The sequence below is a fragment of the Streptomyces sp. NPDC040610 genome (genome assembly GCF_055594065.1).
The window spans coordinates 708,258-731,790 of record NZ_JBVIXA010000003.1; the positions used below are offsets into that span (position 1 = coordinate 708,258).

At 72.2% G+C, this 23,533-nt stretch carries 19 protein-coding genes and 1 pseudogene; 13 read left to right on the forward strand and 7 right to left on the reverse strand.

Going from position 1 to position 23,533, the window contains the following annotated elements; genetic code table 11:
• Positions 1–208: 208 nt before the first annotated feature.
• Positions 209–847 (reverse strand): annotated as a pseudogene (locus ACZ6AA_RS15875) (phosphatase PAP2 family protein); the annotation flags it as partial.
• Between the two features lie 249 nt (positions 848–1,096).
• Between ACZ6AA_RS15875 and ACZ6AA_RS15880 the strand changes: the two are divergent.
• Positions 1,097–1,933 carry a hypothetical protein gene (locus tag ACZ6AA_RS15880; RefSeq protein WP_468482960.1) on the forward strand — a complete coding sequence of 279 codons (837 nt, stop codon included), beginning with the start codon at positions 1,097–1,099 and terminating at the stop codon, positions 1,931–1,933.
• Between the two features lie 136 nt (positions 1,934–2,069).
• Here ACZ6AA_RS15880 and disA read toward each other — a convergent pair whose 3' ends face one another.
• A complete protein-coding gene (gene disA / locus ACZ6AA_RS15885; RefSeq protein ID WP_030361002.1) occupies positions 2,070–3,194 on the reverse strand; it encodes a DNA integrity scanning diadenylate cyclase DisA in 1,125 nt (374 codons plus the stop codon).
• A gap of 90 nt (positions 3,195–3,284) precedes the next feature.
• The gene (gene radA / locus ACZ6AA_RS15890; protein ID WP_468460025.1) at positions 3,285–4,694 is read right to left on the reverse strand and encodes a DNA repair protein RadA; all 1,410 of its coding nucleotides are present in this window, start codon (positions 4,692–4,694) and stop codon (positions 3,285–3,287) included.
• A 252-nt stretch (positions 4,695–4,946) separates the two neighbouring features.
• Between radA and ACZ6AA_RS15895 the strand changes: the two genes are divergently transcribed.
• On the forward strand, positions 4,947–6,785 hold the full coding sequence (locus tag ACZ6AA_RS15895) for a BACON domain-containing protein (RefSeq protein WP_468482961.1): 1,839 nt from the start codon (positions 4,947–4,949) through the stop codon (positions 6,783–6,785).
• Between the two features lie 12 nt (positions 6,786–6,797).
• On the opposite strand, the gene ACZ6AA_RS15900 is transcribed toward ACZ6AA_RS15895, so the two are convergent.
• The gene (locus ACZ6AA_RS15900) at positions 6,798–7,742 is read right to left on the reverse strand and encodes a DUF3109 family protein (protein WP_471458450.1); all 945 of its coding nucleotides are present in this window, start codon (positions 7,740–7,742) and stop codon (positions 6,798–6,800) included.
• A 92-nt stretch (positions 7,743–7,834) separates the two neighbouring features.
• On the opposite strand from ACZ6AA_RS15900, the gene ACZ6AA_RS15905 reads away from it, so the two are divergent.
• From ACZ6AA_RS15905 to ACZ6AA_RS15925, 5 genes are all read left to right on the forward strand, one after another.
• A complete protein-coding gene (locus tag ACZ6AA_RS15905) occupies positions 7,835–8,788 on the forward strand; it encodes a Ppx/GppA family phosphatase (RefSeq protein WP_468482963.1) in 954 nt (317 codons plus the stop codon).
• Between the two features lie 116 nt (positions 8,789–8,904).
• Complete coding sequence (locus ACZ6AA_RS15910) at positions 8,905–9,729, forward strand: sugar phosphate isomerase/epimerase family protein (RefSeq protein WP_468462617.1); 825 nt, start codon at positions 8,905–8,907, stop codon at positions 9,727–9,729.
• The gene (locus ACZ6AA_RS15915) at positions 9,726–10,352 is read left to right on the forward strand and encodes a TetR/AcrR family transcriptional regulator (RefSeq protein ID WP_471458453.1); all 627 of its coding nucleotides are present in this window, start codon (positions 9,726–9,728) and stop codon (positions 10,350–10,352) included. Before ACZ6AA_RS15910 ends, ACZ6AA_RS15915 begins: the two co-directional genes overlap by 4 nt.
• Before the next feature lie 174 nt (positions 10,353–10,526).
• Positions 10,527–12,380, forward strand: a complete 1,854-nt coding sequence (gene ilvD / locus ACZ6AA_RS15920; RefSeq protein ID WP_471458455.1) for a dihydroxy-acid dehydratase — start codon at positions 10,527–10,529, stop codon at positions 12,378–12,380.
• A 135-nt stretch (positions 12,381–12,515) separates the two neighbouring features.
• On the forward strand, positions 12,516–12,848 hold the full coding sequence (locus tag ACZ6AA_RS15925; RefSeq protein WP_468462614.1) for an SH3 domain-containing protein: 333 nt from the start codon (positions 12,516–12,518) through the stop codon (positions 12,846–12,848).
• A 127-nt stretch (positions 12,849–12,975) separates the two neighbouring features.
• Here ACZ6AA_RS15925 and ACZ6AA_RS15930 read toward each other — a convergent pair whose 3' ends face one another.
• Positions 12,976–15,309, reverse strand: coding sequence for a serine/threonine-protein kinase (locus tag ACZ6AA_RS15930; RefSeq protein WP_471458457.1), 2,334 nt, complete (start codon positions 15,307–15,309; stop codon positions 12,976–12,978).
• Between the two features lie 277 nt (positions 15,310–15,586).
• Between ACZ6AA_RS15930 and ACZ6AA_RS15935 the strand changes: the two genes are divergently transcribed.
• The 5 genes from ACZ6AA_RS15935 (at position 15,587) to proC (ending at position 20,090) form a co-directional block, all read left to right on the forward strand.
• Entirely contained in the window at positions 15,587–16,105 is a 519-nt protein-coding gene (locus ACZ6AA_RS15935) for an EamA/RhaT family transporter (protein ID WP_468462612.1), read from the forward strand.
• An 87-nt stretch (positions 16,106–16,192) separates the two neighbouring features.
• Positions 16,193–17,125: a class I SAM-dependent methyltransferase gene (locus ACZ6AA_RS15940; protein WP_471458459.1), complete on the forward strand. Its 933-nt coding sequence runs from the start codon at positions 16,193–16,195 to the stop codon at positions 17,123–17,125.
• Positions 17,126–17,445: 320 nt separating this feature from the next.
• Entirely contained in the window at positions 17,446–18,237 is a 792-nt protein-coding gene (locus ACZ6AA_RS15945) for an ABC transporter ATP-binding protein (RefSeq protein WP_468462610.1), read from the forward strand.
• A gap of 107 nt (positions 18,238–18,344) precedes the next feature.
• A complete protein-coding gene (locus ACZ6AA_RS15950) occupies positions 18,345–19,082 on the forward strand; it encodes an ABC transporter permease (protein WP_468482968.1) in 738 nt (245 codons plus the stop codon).
• A gap of 111 nt (positions 19,083–19,193) precedes the next feature.
• Entirely contained in the window at positions 19,194–20,090 is an 897-nt protein-coding gene (gene proC, locus ACZ6AA_RS15955) for a pyrroline-5-carboxylate reductase (RefSeq protein WP_468462608.1), read from the forward strand.
• A gap of 121 nt (positions 20,091–20,211) precedes the next feature.
• Here proC and ACZ6AA_RS15960 read toward each other — a convergent pair whose 3' ends face one another.
• On the reverse strand, positions 20,212–20,796 hold the full coding sequence (locus ACZ6AA_RS15960) for a cysteine hydrolase family protein (RefSeq protein WP_468482976.1): 585 nt from the start codon (positions 20,794–20,796) through the stop codon (positions 20,212–20,214).
• Positions 20,797–20,882: 86 nt separating this feature from the next.
• Between ACZ6AA_RS15960 and ACZ6AA_RS15965 the strand changes: the two genes are divergently transcribed.
• Positions 20,883–21,929, forward strand: coding sequence for a GlxA family transcriptional regulator (locus ACZ6AA_RS15965; protein ID WP_471458462.1), 1,047 nt, complete (start codon positions 20,883–20,885; stop codon positions 21,927–21,929).
• Here the strand turns inward: ACZ6AA_RS15965 and trpS are convergent.
• Positions 21,857–22,894 carry a tryptophan--tRNA ligase gene (trpS, locus tag ACZ6AA_RS15970; protein ID WP_468462606.1) on the reverse strand — a complete coding sequence of 346 codons (1,038 nt, stop codon included), beginning with the start codon at positions 22,892–22,894 and terminating at the stop codon, positions 21,857–21,859. The genes ACZ6AA_RS15965 and trpS overlap by 73 nt on opposite strands.
• Positions 22,895–23,533 lie beyond the last annotated feature (639 nt).

A 23,533-nucleotide genomic window follows, 5' to 3' on the forward strand; every position in this document is an offset into this window, starting at 1 on the left:
GCCCTTGGTACGCGTCCTGTCCCTGGTACGCGCCCTGTCCCTGCTGTCCCTGGTAGGCACCCTGACCTTGATAGGGGTCCTGGTGCGAGTCCTGGTACGCGTCCTGGTGGCGGCGCAGCGTCATCGTCTGCTCCTGGGGCTGCTCGGCGCGCGCGGGCCGGTACGGCAGTGAGTTCTCGTACGCCCCGGACTGCGGCGGCACGTACTGCCCGGCCGCCGCGGCCGGAGCGGTCGCCGGGCGCGTGCCCTCGCCCGCGAACCACCTGACCACGCCGGTCCGCGACCCCCGCATCGTCTCCGTGATCCGCGTCACGGGCCGGGCGGCGAACTTGACCGCGAGGAACACCACGACCGCGCCCAGGACCAGGCCGACGGCCACGTCGTGCGGGTAGTGCACGCCCACGAACACCCGCGAGAACGCCATGAGCACCGCCATCGGCAGGGTCAGGGCGGCGATCCGGGGCCAGGCGAGGGCGAGGCCCACGGCGGCGGCGCCCGCGATCGTCGAGTGGTTGCTCGGGAACGACCAGTCGCCGTGCGGCGGGCACTCCACGAGCGGCTTGAGCGCGCCGGACACCGCCCGGCACGGCCGCTCCTCCTCGATGAAGGACTTCACGGTCTCACTGATGACGTACGCGAGAGCCGTGCCGAGCGGCGCGAGGACCGCCACCGCGACGGCACGCGGATCCCCGCGCCGCGCCCGCCACCAGGCCACGACGAACAGCACGCCGAAGAGCAGCAGACCGAGTTCCGTCCACACCTCCGCGAGGTGCTGCACCCACGACGGGGTGTCATGGGCGAATTCGGTGACGTCTAGGTAGAGGCCGGAAGAATCCATGGTGTCCATGATTCCGGACCGTACGCAGTGGTCCGGCACCGTCACATCCGGCGATGGGCGCATCGTGGACCTGACGAAAGTCAGGGGTGGGCGCCGTCGAAGGGGCGCCGGGGGAACGCGGCGGGGGCGCCGAGGGGGTGTCCGAGGGCCGTCCGGGGGCCGTCGGGCGGGCCTGTCCGGGATGATGATCCGCAAAAGTTGTGGCCTGAGGCGGCGGGTGGGGCAGGACAACGCCCGGTTCTCTCGTAAGGTTTGGGCGTGGGATCTCTGCGCAATCCGATCGGGCCGCTTCCCTCCTCCATCTACTGGCGTCGGAGGGCCGTCCTGCTGTCCGTCGTCGGACTCCTCTTGCTGCTTGTCGTATGGGCCCTAGCCTCGGGCGGAGGCGGCGGGGACAACGGCGCTGACGGTCCGTCGGGCAACGGCCCCGCGACGTCCATCACGCCAGGCCCCTCCGGTTCCGGGCCCGCGATCAGCGAACACCCGGGCGGCCGGGACGAGTCGGAGGGCGAGGGGGACGGCGGAGGCGACGGCTCCGGCGACTCCGGTGACTCCGGTGACTCCAAGGGAGCCGGCTCCGGCGGCTCGGGCTCCGGCGGTGACTCCGAGGGCGGCTCGGGCGGCTCCGGGGGCTCGGGCGACGCGAAGGGCGGCGGCGGGTCGGGCGCTCGGCTCCCGGCCGGGTCGTCCCTCGCCAACTGCACGCCCGGCGCGGTCAAGTTGAAGCTGCGCAGCGTCCGGAACTCGTACGAGCCCGGGCAGAAGCCGAAGCTGGAGCTGACCGCCGTCAACAGCGGCGGGAAGGCCTGCAAGGTCGACCTCGGCGGCAAGGGCACCGTCGTGACGATCACCCTGGCCGGGGCGGACGACGCGATGTGGTCCTCGAACGACTGCCCCGGGGCCGCGGCGACCCTGCTGTTCAAGGTGCCCGCGAACGGCCATGTGACGCACTCCCTGGAGTGGGACCGCAAGGCCAGCGCCCCGCAGTGCGCGACGCCGCCCGCGGGCGGCGCGAAGCCGGGCACGTACCTGGTGGAGGCACGGGCGGCGGGCCTGGGCAGCGACCAGGCGTCGTTCCTGCTGACGAAGGACTAGGGCGGCGGGGGCGCTCCCGCCCGGGGGTGTCTCCTGCCTGTCCGGGGATGCCTCCCGCCCGCAGATGCCTCCAGCTCGCCGGGTGTCTCCCACCCGCAGCTGGGGTGGGAGCCCCGTCGTGAACCGAGCCGGACGGCTACACGTACCGCTCCAGGATCGACGACTCCGCGAGCCGCGAGAGTCCCTCGCGGACACTCCGCGCCCGCGCCTCCCCGACCCCGTCCACCGTCTGGAGGTCGTCGACGCTCGCGGCGAGCAGCTTCTGCAGACCGCCGAAGTGCTCGACGAGCCGGTCGATGATGGCCCCGGGCAGCCGGGGCACCTTGGCGAGCAGCCGGAAGCCGCGCGGCGACACCGCGGAGTCGAGCGTCTCGGGCGATCCCGTGTAGCCCAACGCCCGTGCCACCGTGGGCAGTTCGAGCAGCTCGGCGTGGGTGAGGGAGTCCAGCTCGGCCAGTGCCTCGTCCACGGTGCGCGAGCGCTTGGCGGTGGGCTCCGGCACATAGTCCCGGACGACCAGCTCGCGCTCGGGCTCCACGCCCGCGATCAACTCGTCGAGCTGGAGGGTCAGGAGGCGGCCGTCCGTGCCCAGCTCGACCACGTACTCGGCGATCTCCTTGGCGATGCGCCGCACCATCTCCAGGCGCTGGGCGACCGCGGTGACGTCCCTGACCGTCACCAAGTCCTCGATCTCCAGGGCGGACAGCGTGCCCGCGACCTCGTCGAGGCGGAGCTTGTACCGCTCCAGGGTGGCGAGGGCCTGGTTGGCACGTGACAGGATCGCCGCCGAGTCCTCCAGGACGCGGCGCTGCCCGTCCACGTAGAGCGCGATCAGGCGCATGGACTGCGAGACCGACACGACGGGGAAGCCGACCTGCTTGCTGACCCGGTCCGCCGTGCGGTGCCGGGTGCCCGTCTCCTCCGTGGGGATGGTCGGGTCCGGGACCAACTGCACGCCCGCACGCAGGATCTTCGTGATGTCCTTGTCGAGCACGATGCCGCCGTCGAGCTTGCACAGCTCACGCAGGCGCGTGGCGGTGAACTCGACGTCGAGGACGAAGCCGCCCGTGCACATCGACTCGACGGTCTTGTCCGAGCCGAGCACGATGAGCCCGCCCGTGTTGCCTCTGAGGATCCGCTCCAGGCCGTCGCGCAGGGCCGTGCCCGGCGCGACCGCGCTCAGGGAGGCGCGCATCAGCCCGTCGGCACCGGAGCCTCCACCGGGCTTGCCGGGAACCGCTGCCCGGTCGTTGGCTGCCACTGCACTCCTCCGGTCGCAGGTTGTCCAAGCCCTCCCCCACACGCCTCGATACGCCTTGCTTCGTACGGATGGGCGAGACCAGGGCAAAGTCTACCGGCGGTCCTCGTGCTCCCGTGGGGCCTCTTGACGACGCGATCTCGGAAGGACGCGCAGCGCGTCGCCCATGTCGGCGACTTCGGTGACCTTCATACCGGGCGGGACCTTGCCCGGATCGGCGGGCACGAGCGCGTGTGTGAAGCCCAGACGGTGGGCCTCGGCCAGTCTGCGCTGCACGCCGGTGACCCGTCTGACCTCGCCCGCGAGGCCCACCTCGCCGATCGCCACGAGGTTCTTCGGCAGCGGAGTGTCGCTCGCGGCGCTGGCCAGGGCGAGCGCCACGGCGAGGTCGGCGGCGGGCTCCGACAGCTTCACGCCGCCGACCGTGGCGCTGTAGATGTCGCGCTTGCCGAGGGCGCTGATGCGGCCGCGCTGCTCCAAAACCGCCAGCATCATCGAAACCCGGGACGTCTCCAGGCCGGAGGTGGTACGGCGCGGCGAGGGGATCTGGGAGTCGACGGTGAGCGCCTGTACCTCGGCGACCAGGGGGCGGCGGCCCTCCAGGGTCACCGTCAGACAGGTGCCGGGGACCGGCTCGTCGCGGCGGGTCAGGAACAGGCCGGACGGGTCGGCCAGGCCCGTGATGCCCTCGTCGTGCAGCTCGAAGCAGCCGACCTCGTCCGTCGTCCCGTACCGGTTCTTCACGCCGCGGACCAGGCGCAGGCGGGCGTGCCGGTCGCCCTCGAAGTGCAGCACCACGTCGACCAGGTGCTCCAGGAGGCGCGGGCCCGCGATGGCGCCGTCCTTGGTGACATGGCCGACCAGGAGCGTGGACATGCCGCGCTCCTTGGAGGCGCGGATCAGGGCGCCCGCGACCTCGCGGACCTGCGCCATGCCCCCGGGTGCGCCGTCGATCTCCGGCGAGGCGACCGTCTGCACCGAGTCCAGGATCAGGAGCGAGGGCTTGACCGCGTCCAAGTGGCCGAGGACGGCGGCCAGATCGGTCTCGGCGGCGAGATACAGGTGGTCCGCGATGGCGTTGATGCGGTCGGCGCGCAGGCGGACCTGGCTGGCCGACTCCTCGCCGGTGACATAGAGCGTGCGGTGGTCGTCCGTGGCCGCCTTCGCCGCGACGTCGAGCAGCAGCGTGGACTTGCCGACGCCCGGCTCGCCCGCGAGCAGCACCACGGCGCCCGGCACCAGGCCGCCGCCGAGGACGCGGTCCAGCTCGGGCACGCCGGTGGAGCGTGCGGTGGCGCGGCGGACGTCGACCTCGCCGATGGGCACCGCGGAGGAGGTGACCCGGCCGGGGGTCGTCGTGCGCACCGCGGGCGCGCCGTACTCCTCGACCGTCCCCCACGCCTGGCACTCGGGGCAGCGGCCGAGCCACTTGGCCGTCTGCCAGCCGCACTCCGTGCAGCGGTAGGACGGCCGGTCCTTACTGGATTTCGTACGGGCAGCCATGCACGAACCGTAGCCGCCACCACTGACAACGCGGGCGGCACCGGCTACCGGCCGTGGGCGGCGCCGGGCAGCGGCCGCGGGCCACGCTCACCGACGGCTCCGGGCGCCCCCCGACACCCCGAGCCCTTACCTCTCGAACGGGCAACGGAATCGTCTCTTCCTGTCCCCTTTTGAGGGATCTGTTCACCCGTAAGGATTAAATGTGCTCAAGGGGGCAGAAGGCGCCTGCATCATGCGCCTAACTTCGCACGGGTGATGAGCAGCAGCCCGGAAACTCCCACGTACACCACCGGCGCGCACCGGGCGCATCCGGGCGCCCGCAAGCGGGTGGTGCCGCGCACGGTCGCCCAGTCGCCGCCCGCGCACTACGAACCGTTCCTGGACGGCCTGTTCACGTACTGCCTGTCGGTGCTGTGCGACCACGACGCGGCGACCGCCGCGCTCGGCGACGTCCTCGTGCTGGCCGAGCGGCGCGGCGCCCGGCCCGACGGCGACACCCGTGCGTGGCTGTACGCGCTCGCCCGCTGGATGTGCCTGCGCGCCCTCGCCGAGGCGAAGCAGCGCGGCCGCCATGGAGCGCAGTCCGGGGGCGGCTCGCCGGGAGGCGGCTCGCCCGGGGGCGACCCGTCCGTGGCCGGCGCGTCCGGGGCGAGTGCGTCCGCCCCGGCGCCGAGCCCCGCGTCCGCCGCCGCCCAGGTCGCCCAGGCGGCCCCCGGGCCCGGCGCCCATGCCCCCGCCGTCCCCGGAGCCCCGGCCGCCCCCGTCGACGAGACCGCCCGCGCCCGCCGCCGCGAGCTGGCCCAGCTCGCCTGGCCCGAGGCCGCCGGGACCACGCCCGAGCAGCGCGAGGCCCTGGAGCTGGCCGTCCGGCACCGGCTCTCGGCCAAGGAGGTCGCCGCAGTCCTCGGCCTCGACCCGGCCGCCGCCCGTGACCTGCTCGCCTCCGCCGCCTGCGAGGTGGAGCGCACCCGCGCGGCCCTCGCCGTCGTCGAGACCGGCACCTGCCCGATCGTGGCCCGCCTCACCGGCGACAACCAGGTCCTGCTCGGCACCGCCCTGCGCCGCGAGCTCGTCCGGCACGTCGACGACTGTCCGCAGTGCCGCCGCACCGCCGAGCGCACCGCATCGAGCGCCTGGCCCGGCACCGCCGTCACCCCGGCCGCGCTGCCCGTCATCGCCGCCCCGCGCGCGGCCCTGCACCACGCCATGGCCCACACCCCGCGAGCCAAGGGCAGGCCCCGCGGCGGCGGCCCGCGCTTCGACCGGCGCGGCTTCCCGATGGACCCCAAGGACCACGCCGCCCGCCGCGAACGCCTGCGCGCGCGTGCCGTCACCACCACGGTCGTCGCCACTGTCGTGGCCGCCCCCGTCCTCGCCCTCTGGGCGGCCTACCGCGGCGCGCCGCTCACCGGCGAGGGCCGCGACGGCCGCTCCGCCAGCGCGGCCGAGGCCGACGACGGCCCCGGCGGCGGCCCCCGGGGCAGGGAGGACTACGAGAACGCGGGCAACGCCCGCACCACCCCCGACCGCTTCCGCGACGGCCGCGGCGGACCCGGTGTCTCCGTGGAGGTCATCAGCCCCGGCGGACCCGCCGCCCCCGGCGCCGGACGCATCGGCGTCCAGGCCCGCTCGCACGGCGGCGTCACGCTCATCACGCTGACCGGCGGCGGCAGTTCACCGGTCCGCTGGTCCGCGAGCACCGGAGCGTCCTGGCTCGCCCTCAGCCAGTCCTCGGGCACGCTCTCGCCCGGCGAGTCCGTGACGATCAGGGTGTACGTGGACGCCGATCGCGAGCCCGCGGGCCACTGGAGCGCCCGCGTCACGATCGCCCCCACCGGAGCGGTCATCTCCCTGGAGGGCTACGGAAGTTCCACCCCGCCGAACCGCCCCGGCAACCCGGGCCCCCGCCCCACGGCCACCCGCCCGGGCCCGTCGAACCCGGACCCGACCCCCACCCAGGGCAACCCCACGCCGACCCCGCCCGACCCGGACCCGACCCCGACGAGCACACCCCCCACGGACCCCACCCCGACCCCGTCGGACCCGGGCACCACGGCACCGGCCCCGGGCGGAGACCCAGGGCCGGGCTGAGGCCGACGGCGATCAGGCATCCCGAGAACCGGCCCGCACCGGATCCGCGGGATGCGGAGCGATCATCGGCAACTGCGAGGCAAGCCGCGCCTCGCACAGCTCGACCAGGCGGTCGTACCCCGCCTGACCCATCAGCTCGATCAACTCGGGCCGATAGGACACATAGACGGGGTCCCCGGCGCCGTGCGCCGAGGTGGCCGACGTGCACCACCAGTGCAGGTCATGTCCTCCAGGGCCCCAGCCCCGGCGGTCGTACTCCCCGATGGACACCTGAAGGACCTTCGTGTCGTCGGGTCGCTCGATCCAGTCGAAGGTCCGCCGCACGGGCAGCTGCCAGCAGACGTCCGGCTTGGTCTCCAGCGGCTCGCGCCCCTCCTTCAGGGCCAGGATGTGCAGCGAGCAGCCCGCGCCGCCCGCGAACCCGGGCCGGTTCTGGAAGATGCACGAGCCGTTGTACGGCCGGGTCTGGCGCTCGCCGTCCTCGTCCTGTGCCACCCAGCCCGACGAGGTGCCCACGTCGTGGTGCTGCCAGATGTCCGGGGTGAGCCGCGCCACGTAACCCGCGACCCGCTTCTCGTCGTCCTCGTCGGAGAAGTGCGCGCCCAGCGTGCAGCAGCCGTCGTCGGCGCGGCCCGCCTTGATGCCCTGGCAGCCGCTGCCGAAGACGCAGTTCCAGCGGGAGGTGAGCCACGTCAGGTCGCAGCGGAAGACCTGCTCGTCGTCCGCCGGGTCCGGGAACTCCACCCAGGCGCGCGCGAAGTCCAGACCCTGCTCGTCCTGGACGGCCGCGCCCTTGCCCGCCTTCTTTCCCTTGTCGGCCTTGTCGGCCTTGTCGGGCTTGTCGGGCTTGACCTTTTTGACCTTGTCGGCCTTCGTGACCTGCTTCTCCGACTTCGAGGACTCCGATGACTGCGACGGCTTCGATTTGTCGGACTTCGCCTTTTTCGTCTTTGGCACGTCTCCAGGGTATGCGCGCCCGTGTGTCCCCGGAGACCAGTGACGCCCGCCCGGACGCCGGGAACGGTCGTGGGCGCAGTAGCGTTCCGTATATGAGACTCGGTGTCCTCGACGTGGGTTCGAACACGGTGCATCTGCTGGTGGTGGACGCCCACCCCGGCGCGCGACCGCTGCCCGCGCACTCCCACAAGGCCGACCTGCGCCTTGCCCAACTCCTCGACGAGGCGGGCGCCATCGGCCCCGAAGGCGTCGACCAGCTCATCGCCACGGTGCGTGACGCGCTCCAGGCCGCGGAGGACAAGGGCGTCGAAGACCTCCTTCCGTTCGCCACCTCGGCCGTGCGGGAGGCGACCAACGCCGATGACGTGCTCGCCCGTGTCCGCGCCGAGACCGGCGTCGACCTGCAGGTCCTCACCGGAGCGGAGGAGGCACGGCTGACCTTCCTGGCCGCCAGGCGCTGGTTCGGCTGGTCCGCGGGCAAGCTGCTCGTCCTCGACATCGGCGGCGGCTCCCTGGAGATCGCGTACGGCATCGACGAGGAGCCCGACGCCGCGGCCAGCCTGCCGCTCGGCGCCGGCCGCCTGACCGCCGCCTGGCTGCCCACCGACCCGGCCGACCCGGCCGACGTGCGCGCCCTGCGCCGCCACGTCCGCGCCCAGATCGCCCGCACCGTCGGCGAGTTCAGCCGCTTCGGCAACCCCGACCACGTCGTCGCCACGTCGAAGACGTTCAAGCAGCTGGCCCGGCTCGCGGGCGCCGCGCGGTCCACGGAGGGTCTCTACGTACAGCGGGAGCTGAAGCGCAAGTCCCTGGAGGACTGGGTGCCGCAGCTCGCCGCCATGACCACCGCCGAGCGGGCCGAGCTGCCCGGGGTGTCCGAGGGGCGGGCCGGACAGCTGCTCGCCGGGGCGCTCGTCGCCGAGGGCGTGATGGACCTCTTCGGCGTGGAGTCCGTGGAGGTCTGCCCGTGGGCGCTGCGGGAGGGCGTGATCCTGCGCCGCCTGGACCACATGCCCGCCACGCACGTCGCCTCGGACACGCCCTAGGCAGGACCCGTCCCAGGACCGGCCGAAGCCGCCGCGGGTGCGGCGTGGCTCACATGAGTGGGGGTACCCGCGGACCGACCCCCCGGTGCGCGGAAAGGGCCCGTACGCTGTCTTCCGTGTCAGAACCAGTCGTGCGCATCCCGGATGCGAAGGTCGCCCTGTCGACGGCCTCCGTGTACCCGGAGTCGACGGCGACGGCCTTCGAGATAGCGGCGCGCCTCGGGTACGACGGCGTCGAGGTCATGGTGTGGACGGACCCCGTCAGCCAGGACATCGAGGCCCTGCGCCGCCTCAGCGACTACCACCGGATCCCCGTCCTCGCCGTGCACGCGCCCTGCCTGCTCATCACCCAGCGCGTCTGGTCCACCGACCCCTGGGTGAAGCTCCAGCGCGCCCGCGCCGCCGCCGAGAAGCTGGACGCGTCGACGGTCGTCGTGCACCCGCCGTTCCGCTGGCAGCGCGGCTACGCCCGCGAGTTCGTCGAGGGCATCTGGCGCATGGCCGACGAGACCGACGTGCGGTTCGCCGTGGAGAACATGTACCCCTGGCGGTACCGCGACCGCGAGATGCTCGCGTACGCCCCCGACTGGGACGTCACCAAGGACGACTACCGCCACTTCACGATCGACCTGTCGCACACCGCGACCTCCCGCGTCGACGCCCTCCAGATGGTCGACCGCATGGGCGACCGCCTCGGCCACGTCCACCTCGCCGACGGCAAGGGCTCCGCGAAGGACGAGCACCTGGTGCCGGGGCGCGGCACCCAGCCCTGCGCCGAACTGCTCGAACGCCTCGCGACCAGCGGCTTCGACGGCCACGTCGTCATCGAGGTCAACACCCGGCGCGCCATGTCCAGCGCCGAGCGCGAGGCCGACCTCGCCGAGGCGCTCGCCTTCACCCGCCTGCACCTGGCGTCGGCGGTGCGGGTGCCGCGGTCATGACCGGCGAGAGCCCCGCCCCCGCGCCCCGGCGCCGGGGTCGCCCCTCCCGCACCCAGGCCGAGCAGGGCCCCGCCATGCGCGAGGTGATCCTGGACGCGGCCCGCGAACAGTTCTCGGAGCGCGGGTACGAGAAGGCGTCCGTGCGCTCCATCGCCAAGGCGGCGGGCGTGGACTCGGCGCTCGTGCACCACTACTTCGGTACGAAGGAGCAGGTCTTCGCCGCCGCCATCGAGGTGGCCTTCGCGCCCGCGCTGGGGGCGCCGACCGCCGTGGCGGAGGGCCCGCTCGACGACGTCGGCGAGCGCCTGACCCGCTTCATCCTCGGCGTCTGGGAGGACCCGAAGACCCGTACGCCGCTGCTCGCCATCGTCCGCTCCGCCGTCAACAACGAAACGGCCGCCACGGTCTTCCGCCGCCTGATCTCCACCCAGCTCCTGGCCCGCATCGCCGAGCGCCTCGACCTGCCCGACGCCGAGCTGCGCGCGGAGCTGGCGGCGGCGCAGCTGGTGGGGACGGCGATGCTGCGGTACGTCATCCAGGTCGAGCCGCTGGCTTCGGCGGACGTGGAGCAGATCGTGGCGCGGCTGGCGCCGGTGGTGCAGGGGCATCTGACCGGGCCGTAGCCGCACGGGTGCGCCCGGTCGTGGCCGCCGCGGCGAGGGCCGGGACGAGGGGGCTGCGCCGGTGAGACGGCCGTCCCGCCATCCGGACACCCTGTCCGGATCTTGGATCAGCGGCGTACGCTCGGCCGTAAGTCACACATGCCCCGAAGCATGACTCTTGAGGAGCGAGCGACGATGCCCGAGCTGAGGTCCCGCACAGTCACCCACGGCCGCAACATGGCGGGCGCGCGCGCCCTTATGCGGGCCTCCGGGGTACCGGGCGCGGACATCGGCCGGAAGCCGATCATCGCCGTCGCCAACTCCTTCACCGAGTTCGTGCCGGGCCACACGCACCTGGCCCCCGTCGGCCGGATCGTGAGCGAGGCCATCCAGGAGGCGGGCGGCATCCCGCGCGAGTTCAACACGATCGCCGTGGACGACGGCATCGCGATGGGCCACGGCGGCATGCTGTACTCGCTGCCGTCCCGCGACCTGATCGCGGACTCCGTCGAGTACATGGTGGAGGCGCACTGTGCGGACGCGCTGATCTGCATCTCCAACTGCGACAAGATCACCCCCGGCATGCTGATGGCGGCCCTGCGCCTGAACATCCCGACGGTCTTCGTCTCCGGCGGCCCCATGGAGGCCGGCAAGACCACCCTCGTCAACGGCACGGTCCGCAAGCTCGACCTGATCGACGCGATGGTCGACGCCTCGAACGAGAACGTCTCGGACGAGGACATCCTCCGCATCGAGGAGAACGCCTGCCCGACCTGCGGCTCCTGTTCCGGCATGTTCACCGCCAACTCCATGAACTGCCTGACGGAGGCCATCGGCCTCTCGCTCCCCGGCAACGGCTCGGTCCTCGCCACGCACACGGCCCGCAAGGCGCTGTACGAGCGCGCGGGCGCCACGGTCGTCGAGCTGACCAAGCGGTACTACGAGGGGGACGACGCCTCCGTCCTGCCGCGCAACATCGCCACCCACGCCGCCTTCGAGAACGCCATGGCCCTCGACATCGCCATGGGCGGCTCCACGAACACGATCCTGCACCTGCTCGCCGCCGCCCAGGAGGCCGAGGCCGGGTACGACCTGTCGGACATCGACGCCGTCTCGCGCCGCGTCCCGTGCCTGGCGAAGGTCGCGCCGAACGTCGCGCCGACCACGACGTACTACATGGAAGACGTGCACCGCGCGGGCGGCATCCCCGCGATCCTCGGCGAGCTGTACCGCGGCGGTCTGCTCAACGAGGACGTGCACACGGTCCACTCCGCCTCCGTCAAGGAGTGGCTGGACGCCTGGGACATCCGGGGCGGGTCGGCCTCCGCAGAGGCCGTCGAGCTGTGGCACGCGGCCCCCGGCTGTGTGCGCTCCGCCGAGGCCTTCTCGCAGTCCGAGCGCTGGGACACCCTCGACACGGACGCCGCGGGCGGCTGCATCCGCGATGTCGCGCACGCCTACTCCCAGGACGGCGGGCTCGGCGTCCTCAAGGGCAACCTGGCGGTCGACGGCTGTGTCGTGAAGACGGCGGGCGTGGACGAGTCGATCTGGACCTTCGAGGGCCCCGCGGTCGTCTGCGAATCCCAGGAAGAGGCCGTCGAGAAGATCCTCAACAAGCAGGTCGTCGAGGGCGACGTCGTCGTCATCCGCTACGAGGGCCCCAAGGGCGGCCCCGGCATGCAGGAGATGCTCTACCCCACGTCCTTCCTGAAGGGCCGCGGCCTCGGCAAGGCCTGCGCGCTCGTCACCGACGGCCGCTTCTCCGGCGGCACGTCGGGCCTGTCCATCGGCCACGCCTCCCCGGAGGCGGCCTCCGGCGGCACGATCGCCCTCGTCGAGGACGGCGACCGCATCCGCATCGACATCCCGAACCGCTCGATCGACCTCCTCGTCGACGACGCCGAACTGGACCGCCGCCGCGAGGCCCTTGGCGGCGTGTACGCCCCCAAGTCCCGCGAGCGCAAGGTCTCGCAGGCGCTGCGGGCGTACGCGGCGATGGCGACCAGCGCGGACAAGGGCGCGGTGCGGGACGTGTCGAAGCTGGGCTGACGCCCTCCCGCGGGCCGGTGGAGACTGTCCTGCTTTGTCCTGCAACTGGTGTGATGCGCGGGCGCGTCTATGGTGTGAGGTACATGCCATGGGCGGCCCGCGCCGCCCGTTTCACGGGGGATATGGGGTAGCAGGATGAGCAGTGAGGAACTCACGGTGACGGCTGGGGCAGCAGGGGCTGCCGAGCTCGACGGGACCGACATCGCCGAGATGAGCACCGAGGCGGCGGCCCGCAGCTACCCCGTCGTCGCGGACGTCAACGTCCGCTCCGGCCCCGGCACTTCCTACGCCAAGGTCGGCCGCGTCCAGGCGGGCAGCCGCGTCTCCATCAGCTGCCAGCGCCCCGGCGAGACGGTCACGGGCCCGACCGGCACCTCACAGATATGGGACAAGATCGGCAACAGCCGGTATGTGTCGGACACGTATGTGCGGACGGGGAGCAACGGGTACGTGGCGCCGCGGTGCTGAGGCGCCACGGGTACGTCGCACCGCGGTACTGAGGTGCCACGGCCGCCGATGACATGAAGCCGCCGCAGCCCGGGCATCCGGGCTGCGGCGGCTTCTTCGTGTCGGCCCCACCCCGGGCAGGGCCCCCTCAGTCCGACTTCGGCGGCTTCGCCGTGTCGAACGCGTACAGCAGGTTGTCCGACCCCGACACCACCGCCACCCGCCCCGCGAGCGTCACGCGGGAGCCCGTGCGCAGGCCGCCGTCGCCGTTGACCTTCGGGTCGGTGGACCAGAGGCGGTGCCCGTCGCGTGGGGCGAGGGCGGCGACCCGGCCGCCGCTCGAACCGAAGTACAGCGCGCCAGGACCGGCGGTCGGCCCCGCCGCGCCCTCCACACCCGTGTGCCGGGCCCACCGGAACCGGCCGGACCCGGCGTCGACCGCGCTGACCCGGCCGCTCTGCTCCGTGAAGTACACCGAGCCGCCGACGAGCGCGGGCGTCCCGCCGTACGTCTTGGACAGCCGGGCCGTCGTCGCCTTGCCGCGCGCCGCGTCCACGCGCACCACCGCGTCGTACGTGATCACGCCGATCTCCTCGCCCGCCCGCTGCCGCACCAGGACGAGCCGCCCGTCCAGCCCGCCGAGCGGCTGCACCGGACCGTCCAGCGCGACGGCCCGCCCGGGCTCGCCCGATGCCGGGTCGACGCCGCGGACCGTGGCCCGCCGCGCCGGGCCGTCGGCGAGCTCCGCCTTCGGCACGCACATCACGTACGCGTGGCCGCCCGCGCCCAGCGGCGCGCACTGGCTGCCCGCGGGGAACGGGAGCGTCCACAGACTCCTGCCGGAGCGGGCGTCCCTGCCCTCGATCCGGGTGCCGTCCGCGTCGGCCGTGAGGACGGTCGACCCGGCCACCACGGCGTCCGCGGCGCCGGGGCCCACGACGGACGAGGACCGGGCGCCGAACGGCGCGGACCACAGCTCCTTGCCGCGCGCGGCGTCGAGGGCGACCACCTCGTCGGGCCCCGACCCCTCGGCGGCGAAGCGGTAGCCGACGACGGTACGGCCGCCGCCCGCGAGCCCGGCGAGCGAGGTGTCCTGGACCGGTACGCCCGGCCCGCCCACGCTCCACAGCCGCTTGCCGTCGGCGACCCGGACGCGGGCGGCGACGGAACCGCCGCCCCCGCAGTACACGGAGTCGCCGTGCGGCAGACAGCGCACCTCGTCGGGGATCTTCGCCGTTCCGGCGGGCACGTCCTGCCGCCACGGCTGGAAGCCGTCGGGCAGGGCAGGGCCGGTCGCGGCCACGTTGCGGCCCTTGTCGTCCTGCTTGGCGTCCGAGCCGTCGTCGGAGGACCGGGCGAGGAGGGCGAGGCCGGTGCCGATGACGGCGATGGCGGCGACGGCGGCGAGGACGGGGCGCCAGCGGCGACGGGCGGGGCGGCGCGTGGGGGAGGACGGTGAGGCGGAGGCGGCTGTGGGGTCGGGGACCGCCGGGCCGGGGGAGAGGGACGCGGCGGCGGCCTCGTCCCCGTCCGTGCCCGCGCCGGTGCCCCCGCCGGATGCCGTCGCTGCCGCGCCGTCCGAGCGGCCGGTGTCCCGCCCCCCGCCCGTGTCCCGGGACAGATGGTGCTGGGTCCGGGTGTCCCGGGTGCGCCCGCCGCCCACGACGACCTCCAGGTCGGCGGGCAGGTCGCGCAGCAGCACGAGGAGTTCGTCGACGGAGGGCCGGGCGGCCGGGTCCTTGGTGAGGCACGGCTCGACGGCGGTGCGCAGGGCGTGCGGTACGTCGCCGAGGGCGGGCGGCTCGTGGACGACCTGGTAGGCCGTCATATAGGGGGAGTCCGCGTCGAAGGGCCCCTGCCCCGTGGACGCGTACACCAGCAGCGTGGCCAGCGAGAAGACGTCCGAGGACGGCCCGACCCCGCGCGGGTTCTGCAACTGCTCCGGCGACATGAACGGCGGCGTGCCGATCACGCGCCCCGTCATCGTGAGCGTCTGCTGGTCGGCCGCGCGCGAGATGCCGAAGTCGATGACGCGCGGCCCCTCCGGCGAAAGGACCACGTTGGACGGCTTCAGATCACGGTGGACGACATCGGCGCGGTGGATGTCGCGCAGCGCCTCGGCGAGCCCGATGGCGAGCGAACGCAGCTCGGCCCCGCCGATCGGCCCGCGCCGCGCGATGCGCTGCGCGAGCGTCGGGCCCTCTATGTACGAGGTGGCCATCCACGGGTGCGGCCCCTCGGGGTCGGCGTCGACGACGGCCGCGGTGAACGCGCCGCTCACCCGGCGCGCAGCGGCGACCTCCTGCCGGAACCGGATGCGGAACTCGTCGTCGTCCGCGAACTGCTGGTGGATCAGCTTGATCGCGACCGGTCGCCCCGACGCCGTACGCCCGAGGAACACGGTGCCCATGCCGCCCGCGCCCAGGCGGGCCTCGAGCGCATAGCCACCGATCTCCTCAGGGTCCCCTGAGCGGAGCGACACCTTTCGACCTCCGTTCCGGTCGTCCCCCGTGCGTCATGCCTGCCCGCACAAACTAGCGGCCGGGGGCGTGGGCGGGGCAAGGCGGGGGATGTCTTCGGCGTGGCCTGGCCCCTGGGCCCTGGGGGACGGTGGTGCGGCTTCGGGGGTGACCATGGGGCTGCGCCCCTCTCCCCGCCTTTCGCGCTTCGCGCTCGTCCTCGAACGCCGGACGGGCTCTGATCGCTCCCGTGCGGCTCCGGCTGACCGTTTGCCTGCCCTCCCGGGCGATAATCGACGCGTGAGTGACCAACCGCGTGACGAATCGCGTATCGAGCCGTCGTCCGAGGGCACCGCGCCGGGGCCCCGGCCCGAGCCCATCCGCTTCTTCGGCACCAGCTGGGTCGACCACACGGACCGCTACGGCCTGCGCCGCGCCGGTGTCGCGGTCGGCTCGCTGGCCGCGGCCGTCGCGGGCTGCCTCGTGCTGCGCTTCGCCTACCAGGGCCTGGAGATCGCGGACGTGGGCGCGTTCGTGAACCTCCTCGTCGTGATCATGTTCGCGATCTGCAGCGCGATCGCGTTCCGGCGTACGTGGGAGGGCTTCGCCAAGCGCCACGACCCGCAGTCGGTGGCGTCGATGCGCAGCCTGATGATGATCGGCTTCGTCGGCTCCCTCCTCGCGTACTTCTTCCGCGCCCTGAAGGAGGCCCCCGGCGAGAACCTGCACCGCCAGGAGTACGAGACGGCGCGGGAGCAGTACGAGAAGCGGACGTCACGCAGGGCGAAGAACCCGTCGAAGCGGAAGCGCCGGAAGTAGCGGACCGGGGGCACCCGGGGCAGCGACAGCCGGCCGAAGCCCCCCGAACCCCGGCGAGGGCCCGGGCGGCGAGGCGAGGATGACGCCATGCCGAGCGAAGACGACCGCGTGAACCCGAGCGTGAGCCCGAGCGTGAGCCCGAGCCGACACCCGGACCTGAGTCCGGACGCACCCCCGAAGACGAGCGAACGCCCGAACAAGAACGATCCCCCGAACACGAGCGAACCCCTTCCCCCCGCCCTCTCCTTCGACACGGTGGCCGCCCAGTACGCGGCGGCCCGCCCCGGCTACCCGCCCGAACTCCTCACCACGCTAGAGGAACTGGCGGGACGCCCCCTGGCAGGGGCCACGGTGGTGGACGTGGGGGCGGGCACGGGCATCGCCACCCGCCTGCTGCGGGACCGCGGGGCGCGTGTGATCGCGGTGGAGCCGGGCCCGGGCATGGGCGCACAGCTGCGGGCGGGCCTGCCGGACACGCCGCTGCTGCGTGCGGTGGGGGACGCGTTGCCGCTGGCCGACGCGTCGGCGGACTTCATCACGTACGCCCAGGCCTTCCACTGGACGGACCCGGCGACCTCGATACCGGAGGCCCTGCGCGTACTGCGCCCCGGCGGCGCGCTCGCGGTGTGGTGGAACACGCCGGACCCGGACGTCGCCTGGACGGCGGAGCAGGAGGCCCGCCTGAAGTCCCGGCTGCCGGGTTACCACGCGAGCGGCATCAGCGGCGACGCGGCAGCGGTGATCGAAGCGGTGACCCCGGGCCTGACCCCGACCCACCGCCGCCTGCACTGGACCCGCCGAGTCCCCCTGCCCGTACACCTGGCCCACCTGGGCAGCCGCTCGTACTTCGCAACCCTGGGCCCAGAACAATCGGCCCCGATCCTGTCGGCAGAACGAGCCCACCTGACCACCCTCTTCCCCAACACCCAGGTAGAAGAGGCCTACGCCGTAGACATCACCGTCGTACGCAACCCACCCACCCCCCACGCAGGCGAAGTTTCCAGCCCGTCCGGCGCTTGAGGACGAGGCCGAAGGCCGATCGGCGCAGGCTGTCCCACCCGCACGACCGGCCTGCTCCGGCAATTCTCAGCCCGTCCGGCGTTTGAGCAATTCTCAGCCCGTCCGGCGCTTGAGGACGAGGCGCGAAGCGCCGATTCGGCGGCGCCCCCGTCCCACCCGAAGGGGACACCCACCCCCGGGGTCCAGGGGCGAAGCCCCGGTTTCGGGAAGGGGCGGGACTGGGGAATGCCCCGCAGGGCCCCACCCGAACACCCCCACCAGGACACCCCCACCTCCCCAACCCTTGACGAAGCCGACCCCCCACCCCACATAATCATCACATGATGAATAACGAGCCCCCACCCCAACCACCACCCCAAACCCAACCCCCCACCCCCGCGATCCAAGCCACCTCCCTCACCACCACCCGAGGCCACCGAACAGTCCTGAAGGACCTCACCTTCACCGTCCCCCGAGGCCAAATCACCGGCCTACTGGGCCCCTCAGGCTGCGGCAAATCCACCCTGATGCGAGCAATCGTCGGCACTCAGGCACAAGTCACAGGCACCCTGAACGTCCTGAACCACCCAGCAGGCACCCCCACCCTCCGCTCCCGAATCGGCTACGTGACCCAGGACCCGTCGATCTACGACGACCTGACAGTCCGCCAAAACCTGGAGTACTTCGCCGCGATCCTGTCCCCGGGCCCAGGCCCCACAGCGACCCGCCGCCACGAGGACGTAACCCGAGCCATCGCGGAGGTCGACCTCACCACCCACGCGGACGCCCTCGCGGCCAACCTCTCCGGCGGCCAACGCAACCGCGTCTCCCTGGCGGTAGCCCTCCTCGGCACCCCCGAACTCCTGGTCCTGGACGAGCCCACAGTCGGCCTGGACCCCGTACTGCGCCGAGACCTGTGGAACCTCTTCCACACCATCGCCACCGACAGAGGCACCACGATCCTCGTGTCGTCCCACGTCATGGACGAGGCGGAACGCTGCCACCGCCTGCTCCTCATGCGCGAGGGCGAAATCCTCGCGGACGACACCCCCGAGTCCCTGCGCACCCGCACGTCCACGGAAACGGTGGAAGCGGCGTTCCTCCACCTGGTCGACAAGGCAAACGCACCTTGAAAACCCACCCGCGAACCACCCACCACCCCTCCGGCCCCCTGCGAACCGCCCCTGAACACCCCGCGCCCCTCGCCCCGCGCCCCTCTCCCCACCCCTCCGGAGCCCCCATGACCCCGAACCGAACCCTCGCCACCGCGGCCCGAGTCCTACGCCAACTCCGCCACGACCCCCGCTCCATCGCACTGATGATCCTCGTCCCCTGCGTGATGCTCCTGCTCCTCCGCTACGTCTTCGACGGCAGCCCCCGCACCTTCGACGCGATCGGCGCATCCCTCCTGGGCGTCTTCCCGCTGATCACGATGTTCCTGGTGACATCGATCGCGACCCTCCGCGAACGCACGTCCGGCACCCTGGAACGCCTCCTGGCGATGCCCCTGGCGAAGGGCGACCTGATCGCGGGCTACGCCCTGGCCTTCGGCGTCCTCGCCGTGATCCAGTCGGCGCTCGCCACCGCCCTGGCCCTGTGGGCCCTGGGCCTGGACGTGACGGGCTCGGCCTGGCTCCTGCTCCTGGTCGCGCTCCTGGACGCCCTGCTCGGAACGGCCCTCGGCCTGTTCGTCTCGGCCTTCGCGGCCTCCGAGTTCCAGGCGGTCCAGTTCATGCCGGCGGTGATCTTCCCGCAGCTCCTCCTCTGCGGCCTGTTCACGCCCCGCGACAACATGCAGCCGGTCCTGGAGGCGATCTCGGACGTCCTCCCCATGTCGTACGCGGTCGACGGCATGAACGAGGTCCTGCGCCACCCCGACATCACGGGCGCCTTCATCCGCGACGTGTCCATCGTCGCGGCCTGCGCCCTCCTGGTCCTGGCCCTGGGCGCGGCAACCCTCCGCCGCCGCACCCCCTGACAACGCCCCTTACCCCCACCCCACCCCCGTCCGCTGACCGGACAACCCACCACCCCATCTCCACCCGATGCGAGGATGACCCCGAACGACGCACCCCGGGAGGCCCCGCCCATGAGCAAGCCGAGCACGCCGAACACTCCGGACACCGCGAGCAAGCGGAAGACGCCGAAGACGCCGAAGACACCGAGCAAGCCGAACCAGAAGGTCGTCGCCGTCCTGGGCACCGGCAAGATCGGCGAAGCCCTGCTCAGCGGCATGATCCGCAGCGGCCGAGCCCCCGCGGACCTCCTGGTCACCGCCCGCCGCCAGGAGCGCGCCGACGAACTCCGCACCCGCTACGGAGTGGAGCCCCTCACCAACGCCGAGGCGGCCAAGCGCGCGGACATCCTGATCCTCGCCTGCAAGCCGCAGGACATGGCCTCGCTCCTGGCCGAACTCGCCCCGCACGTCACCACCGACACCCTCGTGATCAGCGCGGCCGCGGGCATCACCACGGCGTTCATCGAGGAGCGCCTGGCCGACGCCACTCCCGTCATCCGCGTCATGCCGAACACCCCGGTACTGGTGGACGAGGGCATGTCCGTCATCTCCGCCGGCAGCCACGCCACGGCCGCCGACCTGGCCCACGCGGAGGACGTCTTCGGCGCCGTGGGCAAGACGCTCCGAGTCCCCGAGACCCAACAGGACGCGTGCACCGCCCTGTCCGGCTCCGGCCCCGCGTACTTCTACTTCCTCGTGGAGGCGATGACGGACGCGGGCATCCTGCTGGGCCTCCCGCGCGACAAGGCCCACGACCTCATCGTCCAGGCGGCCATCGGCGCGGCGGTGATGCTCCGCGACAGCGGCGAACACCCGGTCAAGCTCCGCGAGAACGTCACCTCCCCCGCGGGCACCACCATCAACGCCATCCGCGAACTCGAAAACCACGGAGTCCGCGCCGCCCTGATCGCAGCCCTCGAAGCAGCCCGAGACCGCAGCCGAGAACTGGCCTCAGGCAACAACTCCTAACCCCCACCCGAAGGGGACACCCACCCCCGGGGTCCAGGGGCGAAGCCCCCCGCGCGCGGCGGAGCCGCACATTGACACAGCCGGGAAGGGGCGGGACTGGGGAAAGCCCCGCAGGGCACCCCTACCCCACACCCCCCAGAACCTCCCCCGTCCGAACCACCCGAGCAAACCCACCCCCCTGCAAAGACACAGCCGAGGCCTGCCCAATCTCCTCAGCGGTCCGCCGCCACCCAAAGGGCCCCACCAGATCAAAGGTGTACGTCGCGTCATACGCGAACACCACCTCGTACCCGAGATTCCCACCCATCCGAGCAGTGGTCTCCGCACACATATTGGTCTGAATCCCAGCCACCACGATCTGAGAAACCCCGGCCTCCCGAAGCCACGCGTCCAGATCAGGCGTCCCATAAAACGCCGAGTTCACACTCTTCGTCACGAACAGCTCACCCCCACCCCCCTTACCGCGCCGCTGCTCGACGTACTCCTTGAACTCGTTGCCCGCATATCCCACCCGCAGCGGCGACTCCGGCTTCGGCGAGTCATGCCGTACGAACACGACCGGCCGCCCCGTCGCCTGCCACGCGTCGATGAGCGCGGCGATGTTGTCGTCGGCCTCCGGATTGTTCCGAGCGCCCCAGTACCCCTCCTCCTCGAAGCCCTTCTGTACGTCCACGACGACCAGCGCCGCGTTCTCCGCGATGTTCAGTGCGTTCTCCATGCCCACGATGCTGCCGCCAGGAGCCCCACCACCCCAGCCCTACAAAAGCCACCGATCGATGGTTTACTGCCAGCGTGCAATCACCCCGCACCCCACCCGTCGATGCCGCTCACCCCCAACGCATCGCCCTCCTCGCCTTCCCGGCCATCCGCCCCTTCGACGTCTCGGTGATCACCGAGGTCTGGGGCACCGACCGCACGGACCGCGGCGTACCCCCCTTCGCCCTCCACCGCGTCGCCACCACCCCCGCCCCCGTCCCCATGCGCGGCGGCCTCACCCTCACCCCCGACCGCACCCTCGCCTGGCTGAACCGGCTGACCGGCACCGACCTGATCGTCGTCCCCGGCCTGGACGACCACCTGACACCGGCACCACCCCCACTCCTGGAGGCCCTGCGCCGCGCCCACACCCGCGGCATCACCATCGCGGCCCTGTGCGGCGGCGCCTTCACCCTGGCTCAGGCGGGCCTGCTGGACGGCCGCCGCGCCATCACCCACTGGAACCTCGTCGACCTGCTGCGCACCCATCACCCCCACATCACCGTCGTACCCGACGCCCTCTTCATCGAGGACGACAACATCTGGACCGCCGCGGGCACCGCCGCCGGCATCGACCTGTGCCTGCACCTGGTCCGCAAGGACCACGGCTCGGAAGTCGCCGCGACCATCGCCCGCTCGATGGTCACCGCCCCGTTCCGCACCGGCGGCCAGGCGCAGTTCATCGAGCACCCCACACCTCGCGCCGACCGCGACGCCGACGCCCTCGCCACAGTCCGTGAATACGCCCTGCGTCACCTCCAGGAACCGCTCACCGTCTCCGACCTGGCCGCCAGGGCGGGCATGTCGGCGCGCTCGTTCGCCCGTCACTTCACCGCGGCGACCGGCACCACACCCCTGCGCTGGCTCCTGGACCAGCGCGTCGCCGCCGCGCAGAAGCTCCTCGAACGCACCGACCTGCCCATGCCCGAGGTGGCCCGCCGCGCGGGCTTCGGCAGCGAGATCACGATGCGCCAGCACTTCGCCTCGCGTCTCGCCACCAGCCCACGCGCCTACCGCGCCACGTTCACCGGCACCGGCTCGGGCACCGCCGGCGCGGGAGGCAGCAGCCCGATCGCCCGATAGGCGGCATCGACCGTCGGCTTCGCCATCCCCCTCGCCCGCTCAGCCCCGGCCCGCAACACCTCCTCCACATACGCGGAATCCGCAACCAGTTCCTTGTGCCGCTCCCGCACGGGCCGCAGAAGCTCCACCACGGCGTCGGCGGTGTCCTTCTTCAAGGCTCCGTACGACTCGTATACACCGCTCAAGCCGTTTGGGTTCCCACCTTCACAAGCCGCGAGGATCTCCAGCAGGTTCGAGACCCCGGGCCGGGCCTCCCGGTCGTACACGACCTCGCCCCCGCTGTCCGTCACAGCGCGCATGATCTTCTTCCGCACCACGTCCGGCTCGTCCAGCAGATAGACGATCCCGGCCCCCGACTCATGGGACTTCCCCATCTTCGACGTCGGCTCCTGCAGATCCATGACCCGCGCCGCCACTTCGGGCCGCGTGGCCCGCGGCACCGCGAACGCGTGCCCGTACCGCTGGTTGAACCGCACCGCCAGGTCCCGCGTCAGCTCGACGTGCTGTGTCTGGTCCTCCCCGACCGGCACCTCGTCGGCCCCGTACGCCAGGATGTCCGCCGCCATCAGCACCGGATAGGTGAGCAGCGAGAGCCGCACACTCCCGCCCCGCGCCCGCTCGACAACGGACTTCTCCTTGTACTGGATCATCCGCCGCATCTCGCCGTCCGTGGCGACGCACTCGAGCAGATACGACAGCCGTGCGTGCTCGTCCACGTGACTCTGTACGAACACGGCGCACCGCTCGGGATCGAGCCCGGACGCCAGGAGCAGCGTCGCCGCCTGCCTACTGAGCCTCCGCACCCGCCCGGGGTCGTGCTCGACGGTCAGCGCGTGCAGATCCACGACGCAGAACAGCGCGTCGGCCCGGTACTGATCGACATCCGCCCACTGCCGGATGGCCCCCAGGTAGTTCCCCAGCGTCAGATGCCCGGTCGGCTTGACCCCACTGAAGATCCGCGTCATCTCTTGTCTCCACCTCCAGAACGGGGCCGCCGTCCCGGCGACCGGGTTCAGGACCTCCGGAGGGAGATACGCGAACGGCCGCCGAAGCGGCGGCCGTTGAGTGCATGCGTCAGCTCGGCCGCCGTCAGGCGGCCCACCACTGATGGGTGCGCGCATGCGTAGTCATGTCCCCACAGTAGCGCGGGCAGCCCCGAAGTTGACACCTCCAGACCCGGAACGTAGTGTTCTCCGAGTTGCCCGACGTGAGCGCCGATCACTGATCGGTCCCCGGGCGGCCATTCCGTAAGAACCATTCAAGCGATCGATGCTCAGCCTCTTCGTTTCCGCGAAGGGCCGCTGTCGGCTCGTTTCCATGCGTCTTTACGAAATGAGGAGTCCGCGTTCGAAAGGACGCCCCCGATTAGGTCGGGAGCCGAGATTCCGCTAAAGTCTCACTCGTCGGAACGGCCCAACAGCCGCGAAGACAACCCCGGTTGACTGGGAATCAGGCCCGAAAGGATCTGATAGAGTCAACACCGCCGGAAGGCCGAAAGGCCGGAAAGCACCGAGGAAATCGGATCGGAACGGGAAGCCGGAAAGATCTGATAGAGTCGGAAACGCAAGAACAAAAGAAACACCGAAGGGAAGCGCCCGGAGGAA

What these genes read in the sequence shown, in the direction of transcription:
- trpS (WP_468462606.1), bottom strand. Translation starts at nt 22,894, where the DNA reads ATGACGCGGATCTTCAGTGGGGTCAAGCCGACCGGGCATCTGACGCTG.
- ilvD (WP_471458455.1), top strand. Translation starts at nt 10,527, where the DNA reads ATGCCCGAGCTGAGGTCCCGCACAGTCACCCACGGCCGCAACATGGCG.
- ACZ6AA_RS15925 (WP_468462614.1), top strand. Translation starts at nt 12,516, where the DNA reads ATGAGCAGTGAGGAACTCACGGTGACGGCTGGGGCAGCAGGGGCTGCC.
- radA (WP_468460025.1), bottom strand. Translation starts at nt 4,694, where the DNA reads ATGGCTGCCCGTACGAAATCCAGTAAGGACCGGCCGTCCTACCGCTGC.
- ACZ6AA_RS15940 (WP_471458459.1), top strand. Translation starts at nt 16,193, where the DNA reads ATGCCGAGCGAAGACGACCGCGTGAACCCGAGCGTGAGCCCGAGCGTG.
- ACZ6AA_RS15950 (WP_468482968.1), top strand. Translation starts at nt 18,345, where the DNA reads ATGACCCCGAACCGAACCCTCGCCACCGCGGCCCGAGTCCTACGCCAA.
- ACZ6AA_RS15905 (WP_468482963.1), top strand. Translation starts at nt 7,835, where the DNA reads ATGAGACTCGGTGTCCTCGACGTGGGTTCGAACACGGTGCATCTGCTG.
- proC (WP_468462608.1), top strand. Translation starts at nt 19,194, where the DNA reads ATGAGCAAGCCGAGCACGCCGAACACTCCGGACACCGCGAGCAAGCGG.
- ACZ6AA_RS15945 (WP_468462610.1), top strand. Translation starts at nt 17,446, where the DNA reads ATGATGAATAACGAGCCCCCACCCCAACCACCACCCCAAACCCAACCC.
- ACZ6AA_RS15915 (WP_471458453.1), top strand. Translation starts at nt 9,726, where the DNA reads ATGACCGGCGAGAGCCCCGCCCCCGCGCCCCGGCGCCGGGGTCGCCCC.